Source organism: Desulfothermus naphthae (assembly GCF_054657475.1).
The window spans coordinates 1237201-1252207 of the sequence record NZ_BAAHYQ010000001.1 but is presented as its reverse complement, the minus strand read 5'-3'; the positions used below and the strand labels follow the sequence as shown (position 1 = coordinate 1252207).

General features: G+C 35.6%; 14 protein-coding genes and 1 tRNA gene. 10 read left to right on the top strand and 5 right to left on the bottom strand.

Translation table 11 applies throughout. The annotated features are described in order from the left end of the window. The first annotated feature begins 7 nt into the window (after positions 1 to 7). The gene (locus ACYQ1E_RS06090; RefSeq protein ID WP_459876568.1) at positions 8 to 892 is read left to right on the top strand and encodes a FlgO family outer membrane protein; all 885 of its coding nucleotides are present in this window, start codon (positions 8 to 10) and stop codon (positions 890 to 892) included. Positions 893 to 936: 44 nt separating this feature from the next. Continuing rightward, the gene (locus ACYQ1E_RS06085) at positions 937 to 1548 is read left to right on the top strand and encodes a FlgO family outer membrane protein (protein ID WP_459876565.1); all 612 of its coding nucleotides are present in this window, start codon (positions 937 to 939) and stop codon (positions 1546 to 1548) included. 1299 nt (positions 1549 to 2847) lie between these two features. On the opposite strand, the gene ACYQ1E_RS06080 is transcribed toward ACYQ1E_RS06085, so the two are convergent. Continuing rightward, a tRNA-Lys gene (locus ACYQ1E_RS06080) sits at positions 2848 to 2920 on the bottom strand. A gap of 199 nt (positions 2921 to 3119) precedes the next feature. On the opposite strand from ACYQ1E_RS06080, the gene ACYQ1E_RS06075 reads away from it, so the two are divergent. The 7 genes from ACYQ1E_RS06075 to ACYQ1E_RS06045 all read left to right on the top strand — a co-directional run bounded on the left by ACYQ1E_RS06075 (position 3120) and on the right by ACYQ1E_RS06045 (position 11488). Beyond that, positions 3120 to 4010: a hydroxymethylglutaryl-CoA lyase gene (locus ACYQ1E_RS06075; RefSeq protein WP_459876562.1), complete on the top strand. Its 891-nt coding sequence runs from the start codon at positions 3120 to 3122 to the stop codon at positions 4008 to 4010. Between the two features lie 15 nt (positions 4011 to 4025). Further along, complete coding sequence (locus ACYQ1E_RS06070; protein WP_459876559.1) at positions 4026 to 5174, top strand: acyl-CoA dehydrogenase family protein; 1149 nt, start codon at positions 4026 to 4028, stop codon at positions 5172 to 5174. A gap of 15 nt (positions 5175 to 5189) precedes the next feature. Next, positions 5190 to 5972: an enoyl-CoA hydratase gene (locus tag ACYQ1E_RS06065; protein ID WP_459876557.1), complete on the top strand. Its 783-nt coding sequence runs from the start codon at positions 5190 to 5192 to the stop codon at positions 5970 to 5972. A 61-nt stretch (positions 5973 to 6033) separates the two neighbouring features. Beyond that, the gene (locus ACYQ1E_RS06060) at positions 6034 to 7632 is read left to right on the top strand and encodes an acyl-CoA carboxylase subunit beta (protein ID WP_459876555.1); all 1599 of its coding nucleotides are present in this window, start codon (positions 6034 to 6036) and stop codon (positions 7630 to 7632) included. Positions 7633 to 7642: 10 nt separating this feature from the next. Then, positions 7643 to 8812, top strand: coding sequence for a beta/alpha barrel domain-containing protein (locus ACYQ1E_RS06055; RefSeq protein WP_459876552.1), 1170 nt, complete (start codon positions 7643 to 7645; stop codon positions 8810 to 8812). Between the two features lie 48 nt (positions 8813 to 8860). Next, positions 8861 to 9493, top strand: a complete 633-nt coding sequence (locus tag ACYQ1E_RS06050; RefSeq protein WP_459876550.1) for a helix-turn-helix domain-containing protein — start codon at positions 8861 to 8863, stop codon at positions 9491 to 9493. Between the two features lie 39 nt (positions 9494 to 9532). Then, positions 9533 to 11488: an acetoacetate--CoA ligase gene (locus tag ACYQ1E_RS06045; protein WP_459876547.1), complete on the top strand. Its 1956-nt coding sequence runs from the start codon at positions 9533 to 9535 to the stop codon at positions 11486 to 11488. A gap of 31 nt (positions 11489 to 11519) precedes the next feature. Here the strand turns inward: ACYQ1E_RS06045 and ACYQ1E_RS06040 are convergent, their stop codons facing one another. Further along, positions 11520 to 12194 (bottom strand): adenylate kinase, encoded by a 675-nt coding sequence (locus ACYQ1E_RS06040; protein WP_459876544.1) that lies wholly within the window; start codon positions 12192 to 12194, stop codon positions 11520 to 11522. 132 nt (positions 12195 to 12326) lie between these two features. On the opposite strand from ACYQ1E_RS06040, the gene ACYQ1E_RS06035 reads away from it, so the two are divergent. After that, positions 12327 to 12881 carry a hypothetical protein gene (locus ACYQ1E_RS06035; RefSeq protein ID WP_459876541.1) on the top strand — a complete coding sequence of 185 codons (555 nt, stop codon included), beginning with the start codon at positions 12327 to 12329 and terminating at the stop codon, positions 12879 to 12881. Here the strand turns inward: ACYQ1E_RS06035 and thiE are convergent. From thiE to ACYQ1E_RS06020, 3 genes are all read right to left on the bottom strand, one after another. Next, positions 12856 to 13509, bottom strand: a complete 654-nt coding sequence (gene thiE, locus ACYQ1E_RS06030) for a thiamine phosphate synthase (RefSeq protein ID WP_459876539.1) — start codon at positions 13507 to 13509, stop codon at positions 12856 to 12858. The genes ACYQ1E_RS06035 and thiE overlap by 26 nt on opposite strands. A gap of 3 nt (positions 13510 to 13512) precedes the next feature. Continuing rightward, complete coding sequence (cobT, locus tag ACYQ1E_RS06025) at positions 13513 to 14589, bottom strand: nicotinate-nucleotide--dimethylbenzimidazole phosphoribosyltransferase (protein ID WP_459876536.1); 1077 nt, start codon at positions 14587 to 14589, stop codon at positions 13513 to 13515. Positions 14590 to 14701: 112 nt separating this feature from the next. Further along, on the bottom strand, positions 14702 to 14962 hold the full coding sequence (locus tag ACYQ1E_RS06020; protein WP_459876533.1) for a hypothetical protein: 261 nt from the start codon (positions 14960 to 14962) through the stop codon (positions 14702 to 14704). Positions 14963 to 15007 lie beyond the last annotated feature (45 nt).

Sequence of the window (15007 nt, the reverse complement as noted above, 5' to 3'; positions counted from 1 at the left end):
AGTACTTATGAGAACTAAAGTTTTTTTCTTTTTTATCATGTCATTTGTATTTATAATAAATTCTAGAATATGTTTGTGTAAAAAACCAGACTATTTTATAATTCAACAAGAAAAATATATTAATCCAGGTGAAGAGGTGTCTTTCTTTGACTTAAAAACATTTAATGTTTCGGATGTAATACAAATGATATCTAGGAACCTTGAAAAAAACATCAGTTTGTCAAAATATGATACATTATTAATAACTACCTTGACTGACTTAAACAATTTTAATATTACCTGTAAACTGGCAAGAATAATTCAGGAAGGTATAGCATCTTATTTTACAAGGGAAGGGTATAAAGTTAAAGAAATAAGGTTGAGAAATTATTCTCTATTAATTAAAAAGAAAAGGGGAGAATTTGCTTTAAGTAGAGATCTGTCTTTAATCCTATCTAAATATAAAAGCAATACAATGTTAACTGGAACTTATGTCCAAATTAATAATAATTTATTGTTTATCACGCTAAAAATAATTTCTCTCCAGAATAATGTAGTGTTATCCTCTATTTCTTTTACACTTTTTTTACCTGAGGAGTATCAATCTCTGATACTTCCTGAAAGGATAAAAGAACTCAAAAAAAAGAAAAAAGAAAAAATAACAAAAGCAAAAATAGAGGGTGGGCCAATTGAATTAGGTGTCAAAATATTATCAAAATTTAATAAGGATGATATAAAATTAATACAAAAAAGATTAAAAGAGCTGGGATTATATAATTTGAAAATAGATGGAATATGGGGAAAAGAAACACAAAAGGCAATGGAAACCTTTAAGAAAATAATAGGAATAACTCCATATAATAAATGGGATTTACAAACCCAAAAAAGATTATTTAAAGGTACAAACATGTAAAAAAAATAAACTTAAAAATTTGACATCTTCCAGGATTAATGAGCATGTACAACAAAAGTAAAATATTTATTTATATTATAGTAATATTTACATTCCTTTGTCTATTCTTTATATCATGCACAACAATTAAGTATACCAGAAAAGAAAATTCACCATCTTACAAGGCAATACCACCTGATGATAATGACCTTATCCTAAAGAAAAGTTATATTGCTGCTCAGTATCTAAACAAAAAACTAAAAGATTTAAATATAAAAAATAAAACTATTTTAATTACAACATTTAGTAATAATGAGAGTCTCGAATTATCCAATGCACTTGGCCGTTTAATACCTTATTTGATTAGCACAAAGCTATCCCACCTGGGTTATAATCTTATAGATTTAAGATTAAATAAAAAAGATATTAGAATAGAGCCCGGAAAAGGAGAATTTATATTAACGAGAAATCTCAATAAATTAAACAAAAAAATAAAGGTAGACTTAATACTGACAGGTCATTATTCTATAATATATAAAAAAGTTTATATTCATTGTGAAATAATTTCACCTCTAAAAAAAATAGTACTTTCAAGTTATGATTTTGTCTTGCCGTATAAATTTATAAAAGATCGTACAAAAGAGTGGATAATCCTACCCAGTATTAAAACAAGTTAACATTCAAATTCTACAATAATCCACATACTTCTACCATTGTGTGATTATTTGTCGTATCTTAGTGAGGGCAATTACACAGGTGAGAAGATGACAGCGTACCTTGTTGTCTGTCCAATGGTATATAGGTTGACCTGATACTGAGGATTTCCTATCGAGAAATTCCTTCTCTCTATAATCCAACGGTCAAGGGAGGCCTGGACTATTTTTTCTGGACTCCACTTAATATTATCAGTAACTATTATTTAACGACCAAAGTTTGATTCTGTTTTCTTGATCTCATATTGATTTTTTCTGAAGGATATGGTTTTTTATCTGATGTGAGTTCAAGATGGTAATTTTGAGTGCCTATATGAAGTTTCTTGCAGACTCTTATAAAACGATTTTTAATAGTTTTGATTTTCTAACTCATTATCGATGAACACTGATCCAAATTCCTCACTTTGGATCCTCAGAGGTACACCAGATGATTCAGCTTTTTTAAGTCTTTTAAGAATACTGTCTGGTGTGCCGAAGTACTTTAACCTTTTTACCTTTTCTGACAGTTTCTCTCAAATACCAATAGGTTCTACCTTTAATTTTCCTTTTGTATAAAGGTACCATAAAAATACTGTAATAGATTAGGTTCTACAATTGCAAGAAAAAAATTAGATTTTCCTTGAAAAAACTACAAAAAATAATGAAAAATTAATAAAATATGATAGGTTTTACTTCTTAAAGAAGTGCTCCAAACCCTTAATTGACGCGGGTTTTAGCAAAATTTTCTAAATTAACTCTGAAAGTCCTGTTTTTAAATAAGGCACAAGCTGTTACACCAGACAATACTGGCTCAAATGTGATTTTTGGGGGTTTTAATTTATGCCATGTACTCGTTTACAAAATTAATTGACAACATAAAAGAAATTTTAAAAGAGTTCCATATAATAATGCTTCACTCTGGACTAGCTCATTAAGCCCAACCCCCAACACCACTTATCCTTATTTTTCTCATTTTATTTGCAAAAAATTCTCTTTTATTGTGAAAGCTTACATTCATATACCTCAGCACCATATTTGCATGAATTAAGAGGTGTTCAAGGAAATCTATAAGAGATTTTTTTCAGCTCGAAATAACGGTAGAATTGTTGAATTTCAACGTAATAAATCCCACCGATAAAGCCGGGGGCATGCGGTAAACAAACATATCCCTGATCACTCACAGAAAATCAGGGACCGGGTTGGATAAAAAAATTTTTCCAACTTTTTTCCAACCTTACTGTTAGAATGAAAGATTAAACTCTTTTACTTTAATGAAATTATTGATGGGCCATGAAGGAGTCGAACCTTCAACCTCCGGATTAAGAGTCCGTTGCTCTGCCAATTGAGCTAATGGCCCGTCTGAAAAAATCTGTTAAGGTTTTTTATATTTTCTGTCAAGAGAAAAAATTCTTAACCAAAAAACTTCACATATAGTATTAATTTAGTTCTGTTATCGTTAATTTACTCTTATGTTGACAAAAATGGTATACTTTTATAAACTAATTTTAATTTAAAATTCTAATTACTTTAATTTATAAAAGCTCAGGGAGAATCAAGTGAACTATCATCTCCCCCTTTCTGAGGTGTTCCTTACTGAAGTTGGCCCAAGAGATGGACTACAGTCTTATCCCTCTTTTATCCCAACCTCAAATAAAATTAAAATAATTGAAAACCTGATAGAAGCTGGTCTTAAAAATATTCAAATAACTTCATTTGTAAATCCCAAAAAAGTCCCTCAATTTAAAGACGCAGAAGAGATAGTAAAATATTTTAGAAACACTGATTTGATTTTAACTAACTTAGTTTTAAATAAAAAGGGGTTAGAAAGGGCATTATCTGTTGGTGCTAAAGGCGTTGAAATATCAATATCTGCCAGTAATGATTTTAATTTAAAAAATACTGGAATGTCGAAAAAAGACTCTATAGTTAGTTTAAAAGATATGTTATTGATTGCTAAAAAAAGTGGCCTCTATATAAGAGGAAGTATTCAATGTTGTTTTGGATACGTGAAAAGTTGTGATGTGTCATTAGAGGATGTTCTAGAAATCGTTGATATTTATTTAGACGTAGGAGTAGATGAAATAGTGTTTGCTGACACAACTGCAAAGGCTAACCCTATTTTAATCAGTAAATTTTTTGAAAATATTTTGAAAAAAGTAGATTCAAATATTATCTCAATGCATTTTCACTCTAAAATGAATTTAGGTATTGTTAATATGTATGAGAGTCTTAAATTTGGAATTAAAAGATTTGATACTTCCTTTGGTTATCTGGGTGGATGTCCTTTTTTAGACAAAAGTTATATTAATATTTCCACAGAAGAGGCTGTTAATCTTTTAAATGAGCTCAATATTTATACAGGAGTTGATTTAAACAAACTAAAGAAATGTTCTAATTTTTTAAATAACAATGAAGAGACAGGTCTAATGGATTGTAAAACCTTATAATTTTAAGGAGGGGGTATGGACTTTGACCTTACTAAAGAACAAGAAATGATAAGAAAGGAAGTTAGGAAATTTGCCTTAAAAGAGATTGCCCCTGTAGCTAGGGAGCTCGATGAAAAGGAGGAGTTTTCTGTTGAAATAACAAGAAAGATGGGAGAAATTGGTCTTTTTGGAATGTTTGTATCTGAGAAATATGGGGGCCAGGGACTTGATTATCTATCCTACATCATTGCTGTTGAAGAATTAGCAAAGGTTGATGCTTCTCAGGCTGCCACAGTTGCGGCAGGAAATTCCCTTGGTATTGGTCCAATTTATTATTTTGGAACAGAAGAACAAAAAAATAAGTATCTGCCAAAATTGTGTTCTGGAGAAGGATTGTGGGGATTTGGGCTAACTGAGCCAGAGGCAGGTTCTGATGCTGGAGGTACCAAGACTACAGCAGTCAAGGATGGAAATGAATGGATTATAAATGGATCTAAGATTTTTATAACTAATGGATCAAGCCCAATATCCATGGGAGTTACTGTTCAGACGGTTACAGGTACAAGGGAAGATGGTAAACCAGAATATACTTGTTTTTTAGTTGAACATGGCACCAAAGGTTTTACTGCAAAGACAATTCACGGGAAAATGATGTGGAGGGCATCAAACACAGCTGAGCTTTATTTTGATAATGTAAGGGTCTCTGAAGAAAATATGTTGGGAAAACGGGGAGATGGGTTTAAGCAAATGCTTATGACCTTAGATGGTGGCAGATTATCAATTGCTGCAATGGGTCTTGGTGGAGCAGAAGGTGCCTATGAAAAGGCCCTTAAATATGCAAAAGAGAGGGTACAATTTGGTCAACCAATCTCGAAATTTCAGGCCGTTGCCTTTAAATTGGCAGATTGTGCAACAGAGATTGAGTGCGCCAGAAATCTCCTTTATAAGGCCTGTTGGCTTAGAGACCATAATAGACCCTTTGCCAAATATGCTGCAATGGCAAAATTATATTGTTCTGAGCTTATGGGACGAGTAGTTGATCGGGCTGTTCAAATTCATGGTGGATATGGCCTGATGAAGGAATATGATGTTGAAAGGTTTTATAGAGATCAAAAGATATTGGACATAGGAGAGGGTACCTCTGAAATACAGAGGATTGTAATATCAAGATATATTGGTTGTTAAATAGAGAGGATTGTTATGAAAGAAGAAATTTTACTGAAACAAGAAAAAGATCAGATATGTATTTTAACTTTAAATCGTCCCCAGATAATGAATGCTTTAAATTTTGACCTATTACATGCTTTAAAAAGAGAAATTGACTCTATTAGATTTAGAAGAGATGTACGTGTTGTTATAATAACAGGTGCTGGTGACAGGGCATTTTGTGCTGGTGCAGATCTAAAAGAAAGGGCAACTATGCCAGAAGAAAAGGTGAAGGAATTTATTTATACTGTGAGAAACCTTTTTACTGATATTGAAAATCTTCCCAAGCCTGTTATTGCTGCTGTAAATGGCGTTGCACTGGGTGGCGGTACAGAGCTGGCTCTTGCTTGCGATATCCGTATAGCATCAGAAAATGCTACTCTGGGTCTAACTGAGACAAGATTGGCCATTATCCCAGGTGCGGGGGGAACCCAGCGTCTACCTAGAATTGTTGGGGTAGCAAAGGCAAAGGAACTTATTTTTACAGGCAAAAGGGTAAGTGCAAAAGAGGCACTTGATATTGGACTGGTTAATAAAATATGCACCCTAGATAACCTCCTTTCAGAATGTGAAAAATTGGCCAGGGAAATCTGTGAAACAGGGCCAATTGCCATTGAACAGGCAAAGTATGCAATAAATAAGGGCATAGAAGTTGACATTAATACTGGTCTTGCAATTGAGTCCAATGCCTATTGGATAACCATCCCCACAGAAGATAGGTTAGAAGGGCTAAGGGCCTTTAAGGAAAAAAGAAAGCCAAATTATAAAGGTAAATAAAATAAGTGTTAAGTTGTGTGATATACACAGTTCAAATACACACATAAAAGAGGAATGTAAAATGGATGAAAGAACAAGTAATATGCTCTTTTGGCGAAAGGAAGAAGAAAAATTAGATGAACTTGTAAAAAAAGCTCTGTGGCCAGGAGGAGAAAAGGCGGTTTTGAGATTAAAAAAACAGGGTAAAAGACCTGTTAGGGAATTAATAAATTTATTAATTGATCCAGGAACTGAATTTTATGAGCTGAGCAGGATAGCTGGTTTTGGAATGAATTATCCAGAGGTTGAAGATGTACCCTGTGCTGGATTAGTTACAGGAATTGGGAAGATTCATGGTAATTGGACAATGATAATTGCCAATGACTCGCGGGTAAAAGCAGGAACCTACTTTCCTATTACTGTAAAAAAACATTTGCGTGCCCAGGCAATTGCTGAAAAGTGTGGTATAAATTGTGTGTATATTGCAGATTCTGGGGGTGCTTTTCTCCCAATGCAGGCGGATGTGTTTCCTGGAGAAGATCACTTTGGAGCCATGTTTTATAACATGGCTAGAATGTCTGCTAAAGGCCTTAAACAGGTAACCATGAGTACTGGTGGAAACACTGCAGGAGGCGCATATATTGTCTTTATGGCATGTCAGGCAGTTATGGTAGAAAAATTGGCATATTCTTTTTTGGGTGGTCCACCCTTGGTCAAGATGGCCACAGGAGAAGAAATAACAGCCGAGGCCTTAGGTGGTGCTGATGTACATACAAGGATCTCTGGAGGTGCTGATTATTTTTGTAAGACTCAGGAAGAAGGTATACAAAAAGTCAGGGAAATATTGTCAATGGAGCCGCCTCAAAAGATTCACTGCCACAGATTTGAAAAAAGACCTCCAAAGGTACCAGTAGAAGAAATATATCAAATTCTGCCAGCTCAGGTGAGCAAAGGCGTTGATGTTAGGGCCTTTATTCGCGCAATAGCCGATGGTGGTGAATTTTTGGAATATAAAAGGAGGTTTGCACCAGGTAAAGGAGAAAATATAGTCACGGGTAAAATTAGAATAGATGGAATACCTATTGGGGTAATTGCGTCAAATGGAGTGGGAATAATTTTTGTTGAAGCTGCAAAAAAGGCCACAGAATGGATTGTAAGGTGTTCCTACGAAAAGATTCCCCTTTTGTTTATTCAAAATTCTCCAGGATATATGGTTGGTTCTGAGGCAGAACACATGGGAATTGGAAAGTATGGGGCCGATATGGTGAGGGCAGTGTCATGTGCTCAGGTGCCTAAAATTCAACTCGTCATAGGTCCTGATCATGGAGCAGCAAATTATGGTATGTGTGGTAGGGCTTATAGACCTCATTTTTTATTTGCAACAATGAGGGCCAGGACCTCGGTTATGAGTGGGAAGAGTGCGGCTGGAGTCTTGCTCTCAATTGAAAAAAGAAAAAGGGCCGCAAAGGGCAAGCCTATGACAAAAGAAGAAGAAGATGCTTTTTATAAAAAAATGATAGAAAAATATGATAGAGAAGCCCATCCATTTTATTGTGGAGCAAGATTGCTTAATGATAGGATCTTAAAATTTTCTGAAATAAGAAAATGGCTATCCATGGCATTTGAGGTAAGTTTAATAAAACCAATTGAAGAACCCTCTTTTGGTAATTTTAGATTTTAAGGAGGATATTATGTCAAAATATGATCTCTGGAAAGTTTTTCCAAGAATGCCTAAAAAAGTGGTAATAGGCGACATAACTGTAAGGGATGGTTTTCAACACGAGGAAAAATTTATCTCAACCGAGGCCAAGATATACTATGCAGAACAAATAATTTTTGCTGGTTGCAGACATATTGAACTCACCAATCTTGGTAATCCATATATTATGCCACAATTTAGAGATGCAGAAGAAGTACTTGCCTATTTTAGGGGTGAGAGGTTTAAAAAAAGGTGTGCAAAAAGAGGAATCAATCCTGATGACATAACCTTTACCTGTGTCACTATACGTGAAAAGGCAGTTGATAGGGCTATTGAATTACATCAGCGTGGGATTGGCCCAGATAGGTTAATCATGATGGTATCTACAGATGAACAACATCACTATGCAAATTCTGGGACTACCTTGCCTGAATACTGGAAAGAGGCAGAAAGATGTATTAAAAAATGTTCAGATGTTGGTATAAAGATGTGCGGCACTGTTAGCACTATCTGGGGCAGTCCAATTAGTGGTGCAACTGAGTTAAAAGAGGCTGTGGAGTTTACAAAACGATGGTTTGAGATTGGAGCTCATGATGTGGAACACGCAGACCATGATGGAAGTGCATCTCCTCCAGATGTGTATAGATATTTTTCAATGATTTTAGATGAAATACCAAATCCAGATGTGCATATAGCCCACTTCCATGAAACAAAAAGAATTGGTTCAGCATCAGTCCTCGCTGCACTTCAGGCAGGAATTACCCATTTTGAAGGAACCTTAGGTGGTATAGGCGGTCAACCTGCTAATTTTTTGGATGATAGACCAGTACCAGGCACTGGAGAATATTATTATAAAGATGAAAGGTATGTTGGCCTTATATGTCTTGAGGACCTCCTTGTAATGGTTGATGAGATGGGTATTGAACATGGTTATGATGTAGATAAGGTACTCTGGCTTGGAAAGATGATGGAAAAGACCTTAAAAAGAAGACTCCGTTCAGAGGCAGTTGTCAATGGCAGGACAGAAAAACAGGGTCATCCAGAATTTGCCAGACCTGGTTTAGCTGAGAGAAAAAAGAAATTAGGAGAAAAGGATGGGCAAAAGATACCTGATGGCTGGGCAAAAGAGCCAAAGGTTCCAGAATCAATAATAAGTCCATAAAAAAAACCTTTAAAATATACAATTAGTGAGAAAAAATAAGGAGTGTATATGGCACAGGACAAACCATATATTAATGTAGATTATTTTGAGTCTTTAACAGGTGAGATAAAAGAGCAAGAACAAAGAGAAATAGTGGATATTGGAAAAACAATAAAAAAGATCAGGGAAGAAAAGGGGCTTAGTCTAGATGAACTTTCAAAACAAACAGGCTTTGATAAAGAGCTTCTTGAAAATGTAGAACAGGGCAAAATTCAACCTCAACTGGGGATGATTATAAAATTATCCAAGGTGCTTGAAAGAGGGCTTGGTGAATTTTTAGGTGAAGGTGGTGATAAGCCCTATTGCCTCACATCTCCAGAACAAAGAAAAAAAATTGTCAGGTCCACAACCCCCAAGGGACAGAGGGAACTCTACTCCTATGTGTCTTTAGCACCTGATGTTAAGGGTAAACATATGGAGCCACTTATTGTAAAATTAAAGGAAAATCCCGATGAAGAGACCTCAATTCACGACGGAGAGGAGTTTATATTCGTGTTAGATGGAGAGGTAATTGCGAAAATAGGCGATGACCGTTTTGAGTTAAAACCAGGGGATTCTCTGTATTATCTCTCAAATTATCCCCATATGCTTGCTGCTAAAAAGGAATCTGCCACTATTTTGGCCGTGCTCTATGAAGGTTAGAGTTGTATTTTTTAACCAACTTTTGAAAAGGGGGAGGAGATGGGCAAATTACTGTGGACGCCTTCTGAAGATAGAATAAAAAATTCCAATATGTTTAAATTTATGGCTTATGTTAATGAAAGATATAAAAAATCTTTTTCAACTTATAGTGAGCTGTGGGAGTGGTCTGTTACTGATATTGGTGATTTTTGGGCTGCTCTATGGGATTTTGTGAAAATTTTGAATTCAAAGGGTTATGACGAGGTTGTAGATGACCCTTATAAAATGCCAGGAGCAAAATGGTTTTCTGGTGCTCAGATGAATTTTGCTGAAAATTTACTAAGATATAATGACGATAATCTGGCAATAATAGCCTTTGCAGAAGATAGAGAAAAACGAACCCTTACATACAAGGAGTTAAATAGAGAAGTTGCCAGGGTGGCAAAGGCCTTAAAGCAATTAGATTTAAGGCCAGGGGATAGAGTGGTTGGATATATGCCAAATATCCCTGAGACAATAATTGCAATGCTGGCAGCTGCATCTTTAGGTGCTACATGGTCTTCATGTTCACCTGACTTTGGAATCAAAGGAGTTTTAGATAGATTTGGTCAAATAAAACCAAGGGTTTTATTTACAGCAGATGGATACAGCTATAAAGGCAAAAAAATAGATTCTATATCCAGAGTTATTGAGGTGCTAAAACAAATAGATTCCATTGAAAAGGTGGTGGTAGTTCCTTTTTTAAAAGAAAATCCTGATATTTCTGGTATAAAAAATGGGGTATTTTTAGATGAATTTAAATCCAGTGAAAGTGATCCATCTATTGATTTTGTCCAGCTTTCCTTTTCTCACCCCCACTATATTATGTATTCCTCTGGAACCACTGGACTTCCTAAATGTATGGTTCAAGGTGCTGGTGGTGTGCTAATAAACCATTTAAAAGAACTTATTTTGCATACCGATCTAACACGGGATGATAAGATCTTTTACTTTACAACCTGTGGATGGATGATGTGGAATTGGCTAGTTAGTTCCCTGGCTGTAGGCGCAACAATTGTGCTTTATGATGGAAATCCATTTTATCCAAGTCCAAGGGTTTTATGGGAAATGGCTGAGGATATATCCTTAACTGTTTTTGGGACAAGTGCTGGATATATATCTGCACTTCAAAATGCAAAGGTGCGTCCAAAGGATGAGTTTGACCTATCATCTCTTAGGGCTCTTTTGTCAACAGGCTCACCTCTACCAGAAGAGGGTTTTGAATATGTGTATGATGCAGTAAAAGGTGATCTGCAGCTCTCATCCATTTCAGGCGGGACAGATTTAAATGGTTGCTTTGCCCTAGGAAATCCAATGCTTCCTGTTTATTCAGGAGAGCTCCAATGTAGGGGACTTGGGATGAAGGTATATGCATATGATGAAAATGGAAAGCCTGTTTACAATCAAAAGGGTGAGCTTGTATGCACAGCTGCATTTCCCTCTATGCCCCTTTATTTTTGGAATGATCCAGATGGAAAAAAATATCATGATGCCTATTTTAACGTATTTCCTGGTGTCTGGCGTCATGGAGATTTTATAGAGATAAATGATAGGGGAGGGGTGATTATATACGGAAGGTCTGATGCTACTCTAAATCCTGGGGGAGTTAGGATTGGAACTGCTGAGATTTATCGTCAGGTGGAGCAATTTGAGGAGATCGAAGATAGTCTTGTGGTGGGTCAAAATTGGAAAAATGATGTAAGGGTAATACTTTTTGTTAAAATGAACCCAGGATATAAATTAGATGATGAGTTAAAGAAAAGGATAAAAAGCGCAATTAGAAATAATGCATCACCAAGGCATGTACCAGATAAGATTATCGAAGTTCCAGATATCCCCTATACCCTAAATATGAAGAAGGTGGAGATTGCAGTTAAGAAGGTGATCCACAATGAAGAGGTAAAAAATAAAGATGCCTTAAGAAATCCCGAATCTTTAGAATTCTTTAAAAATATACCAGAATTAAATGAAGATTAAAAAAGGGGGCGTAAGCTCGCCCCTCATTTTCTTAACCTTGGATTTTTGACAAAAGATCTTGTTTAATTGTTTCAATATCTTTTGAACCATCCACTTCTACATATTTTGTCTTTCCTTCTTCAGCAAGTTTTTTGAAGAAATAGGCAGCAGCCAGGGTTCCAGTTTCAGTGTCATAATAGATGTCATGTCTTTTGTTTATTGCAGCCTCGTCCTGGTCATCAGATCTTGTTTTTAATGCACCGCCGCATATCCTGCACCTGTCGCCATTTGGCTTGATTGCATCAATATAGATATTGTTTGGGTGATTTGGGTCATTTTCACATAGTCTTCTTCCCATGATTCTGTTTTTTGCAGTTTCCCTATCCAGTTTAATCTCAACTACATAATCTAACTTCATTCCAGCCTCTTGAAGGGCTTCCCATAACTTCTTGGCCTGAGTTATATTTCTTGGGAACCCATCTAACAGCCATCCATCTTTGCCTTTTTCTTTTAATGTCTCAAGGACCATGGGAATAGTGATCTCATCTGGTACCAGCTCTCCTTTGTCTATGTATTCTTTGGCCTTTTTCCCAAGCTCAGTACCATTTTTTATGTGATCCCTAAAGATTGCGCCTGACTCTATGTGGGCTAAGTTAAACTTTTTTTTAAGTAATGAGCCTTGCGTACCCTTCCCACTGCCATTTGGCCCAAAAATAAGTATGTTCATTGCACTCCTCCTTACAAAAGGTTGATAAAATCTCCATTTGACTCCTTGTATATCTCTTGATAGAGAAAATTTTCACAAAGTTGTAGTCTCAGAGAGGTGAATTTGTCAACAATTTTTAAGAAGAATCAATCTATGAAGAACATAATATTGATTTGTGGTCCAAGTGGAGCCGGTAAGGATACACTAATTCGGGAGGCAAGAAAATATTTTGCTTCTTATCCTCGTGTAAATTTTGTTAAGAGATATATAACCAGACCCCCAGATGAATTTGAAGACAATTTTTTTGTGTGTGAACAAGGGTTTAATATACTTATGCAATCAAATTTTTTTCTTGTAACATGGAAGAGTTACGGATATTTTTATGGGATTCCTGAATATTTAATAAAAGAAGATTGTTGTAATTTTATTTCAGTATCAAGAAAAACAATATCATTTTTTGAAGAAAATTTTAAAAATGTTTATACTATCTACGTTACTGCTGATTATGAAACAATAAAAAAGAGGCTTACACATAGAAATAGAGAAAATATGAATATACTGAAACAGAGGTTAAACAGATACTCCTTTGATGTTGAAGCAAAAAATAAAATTGTTTTTAAAAATCAAGGCCCTCTTGAGGTGAGTGTGGAAAATTTTATATCTTTGTGCTCAAGTATAATATCTAATTTTTTAGATCATGGTGAGTAATACATGTTTTTAACTTGCTTGCAGCTAAAAAAGGGTCATTGTGTTTGCATATTGCAGAGACTACAGCAATTCCATTAACTCCTGTTTTTACTACTTCTTTACAATTTTCTATATTAATTCCACCAATTGCCACACTTGGTTTTTGGATTAGTTTTAAGAGTCTTTTAACTCCGTGGGGATATAAAGTGGGCTTTGGGTCTTTTTTGGTTAATGTTTTAAAAACAGGCCCAATGCCCACATAATCTATATCCAGTTCATTTGCTTCCTTAACATGTTCTTCGTTATTTACACTAAGTCCAATTATTAGATCATCTCCCACTATTTCTCTAACGTAATTTGGATGAATATCTTCCTGCCCAACATGTACACCCTCTGCCTTAGAGGCAAGAGCCACATCTATTCTGTCATTTATAATTAAAGGAATATTGTATTTAGATAGAAAATCTTTTGTCTTTATTGCAAGCTCAACAAATTCTCTAGCTGATATCTCTTTTTCTCTAAGCTGTACTATTGTAACACCACCTTTTATTGCCTGTTCCAATACAAAAAACATGTCTTTATTTTGGCAAGATGCCCTGTCTATGACAAGATAGAGTGGCAGATATTCTTTGATTTTTTTTCTGTACATATTTTAATTTTCTTTTTCATGTACTCCAGCTTGGTCAAATGTCATGACTTCATTAAACACATGGCATGCTGCGTCCACAATGTTCATGGCAAGGGCTCCACCTGTTCCTTCACCAAGCCTCATACCAAGGTCAAGGAGGGGAGTTAATCCAAGATATTTTAGCATGGCTATGTGACCTGGTTCTTCTGATTTGTGTCCTGCAAACATGTATTCAACACTAGAAGGACACAGTGCCTTGGCAATGAGTGCACCTGCAGTAGAGATAAAACCATCAATCATAACAGGTATTTTGTGGTAGGCGCAGGCCAGGATACATCCAGCAATTCCGCCGATCTCAAAACCACCTACCTTTGAGAGCACCTCTATTGGGTCTTTTGGGTCTGGCTTGTTTACATCCAGTCCTTTTTTAACAGCAGCTATCTTTTTTTTGATACCTTCCTGGTCAATTCCTGTACCTGGACCAACCATTACTTCTGCGCTTTCTCCTGTATATACACATCCAATGGCAGAAGAGGGTGTTGTATTCCCAATCCCCATATCACCAGTTGCAATTATGTTTATGCCCTTAGAAATAGCTTCTTGTGCTATATTAAAGCCATTTAATATGGACTGGAGAGCTTGATTTCTTGTCATTGCAGGGCCTTTTGCAAAGTTCTTTGTCCCTCTTGCAACTTTGTTCTCTTTGAATATTGCTGCTTCTTCCTGGTTTTCAGGAATAAAATCAGGAATAATACCCATATCTACAACCATAACCTCGGCACCAACAAACCTGCTAATAACACTAATTCCAGCACCGCCTTTTACAAAACAACGCACCATCTCTAAGGTTACTACTTGTGGAAAGGCTGAAACCCCTTCTTCAACAATGCCGTGATCTCCGGCAAAGACTATAACTTGTTTTTGGGAAACATCTGGATTTAATGTCCTTTGGATAGCACAAATCCTTTCAGAAATTTCATGTAGCCTCCCAAGAGCCCTTGGAGGCATTACTAACTGTGCTGTATGTTCTTTAGCCTTTTGAAATATGTTAGAATCTATTGGTGAGATTGCATCAATTAAACTTCTCAATTCCTGTTCCATTATAAAATCTCCATCTTATTTTAAGTATTTTAAAGAGAGTTTAAAAATCCCCTTTGTCCTTTTTTCATAGGACAGTTTTTTTAAGAAAGAAAAGAGGTGCGCCAAAGAGGATCTATTTCTTTTCCTCTAATTTAACAAATGGATTATATGCGAGTATATTTATTGGATGAAAATTATTAGCAGGATCTTCTCCATATCTAGCTGCAAAATGTCTCTGGTCTTCGCCTTTGTTTAAAATGTTATCTGAAGAATTTCTATAAAAAGTGCACTGGTTGTTGAAACACACGTATATATACCCCCAACCTGTTTCTGGTGGGGCGAGCCAATACTCCATTTCTTGGTGGCAATAGGGACAATATCTTTTTTCAGCCATATCTTTACTACTCCTTTTTTTTGCATTCAAAGATATTTTTAAAGC

What these genes read in the sequence shown, in the direction of transcription:
- ACYQ1E_RS06055 (WP_459876552.1), top strand. Translation starts at nt 7,643, where the DNA reads ATGTCAAAATATGATCTCTGGAAAGTTTTTCCAAGAATGCCTAAAAAA.
- ACYQ1E_RS06070 (WP_459876559.1), top strand. Translation starts at nt 4,026, where the DNA reads ATGGACTTTGACCTTACTAAAGAACAAGAAATGATAAGAAAGGAAGTT.
- cobT (WP_459876536.1), bottom strand. Translation starts at nt 14,589, where the DNA reads ATGGAACAGGAATTGAGAAGTTTAATTGATGCAATCTCACCAATAGAT.
- ACYQ1E_RS06045 (WP_459876547.1), top strand. Translation starts at nt 9,533, where the DNA reads ATGGGCAAATTACTGTGGACGCCTTCTGAAGATAGAATAAAAAATTCC.
- ACYQ1E_RS06060 (WP_459876555.1), top strand. Translation starts at nt 6,034, where the DNA reads ATGGATGAAAGAACAAGTAATATGCTCTTTTGGCGAAAGGAAGAAGAA.
- ACYQ1E_RS06050 (WP_459876550.1), top strand. Translation starts at nt 8,861, where the DNA reads ATGGCACAGGACAAACCATATATTAATGTAGATTATTTTGAGTCTTTA.
- ACYQ1E_RS06085 (WP_459876565.1), top strand. Translation starts at nt 937, where the DNA reads ATGTACAACAAAAGTAAAATATTTATTTATATTATAGTAATATTTACA.
- ACYQ1E_RS06090 (WP_459876568.1), top strand. Translation starts at nt 8, where the DNA reads ATGAGAACTAAAGTTTTTTTCTTTTTTATCATGTCATTTGTATTTATA.
- ACYQ1E_RS06020 (WP_459876533.1), bottom strand. Translation starts at nt 14,962, where the DNA reads ATGGCTGAAAAAAGATATTGTCCCTATTGCCACCAAGAAATGGAGTAT.
- ACYQ1E_RS06035 (WP_459876541.1), top strand. Translation starts at nt 12,327, where the DNA reads ATGAAGAACATAATATTGATTTGTGGTCCAAGTGGAGCCGGTAAGGAT.
- ACYQ1E_RS06040 (WP_459876544.1), bottom strand. Translation starts at nt 12,194, where the DNA reads ATGAACATACTTATTTTTGGGCCAAATGGCAGTGGGAAGGGTACGCAA.
- thiE (WP_459876539.1), bottom strand. Translation starts at nt 13,509, where the DNA reads ATGTACAGAAAAAAAATCAAAGAATATCTGCCACTCTATCTTGTCATA.
- ACYQ1E_RS06065 (WP_459876557.1), top strand. Translation starts at nt 5,190, where the DNA reads ATGAAAGAAGAAATTTTACTGAAACAAGAAAAAGATCAGATATGTATT.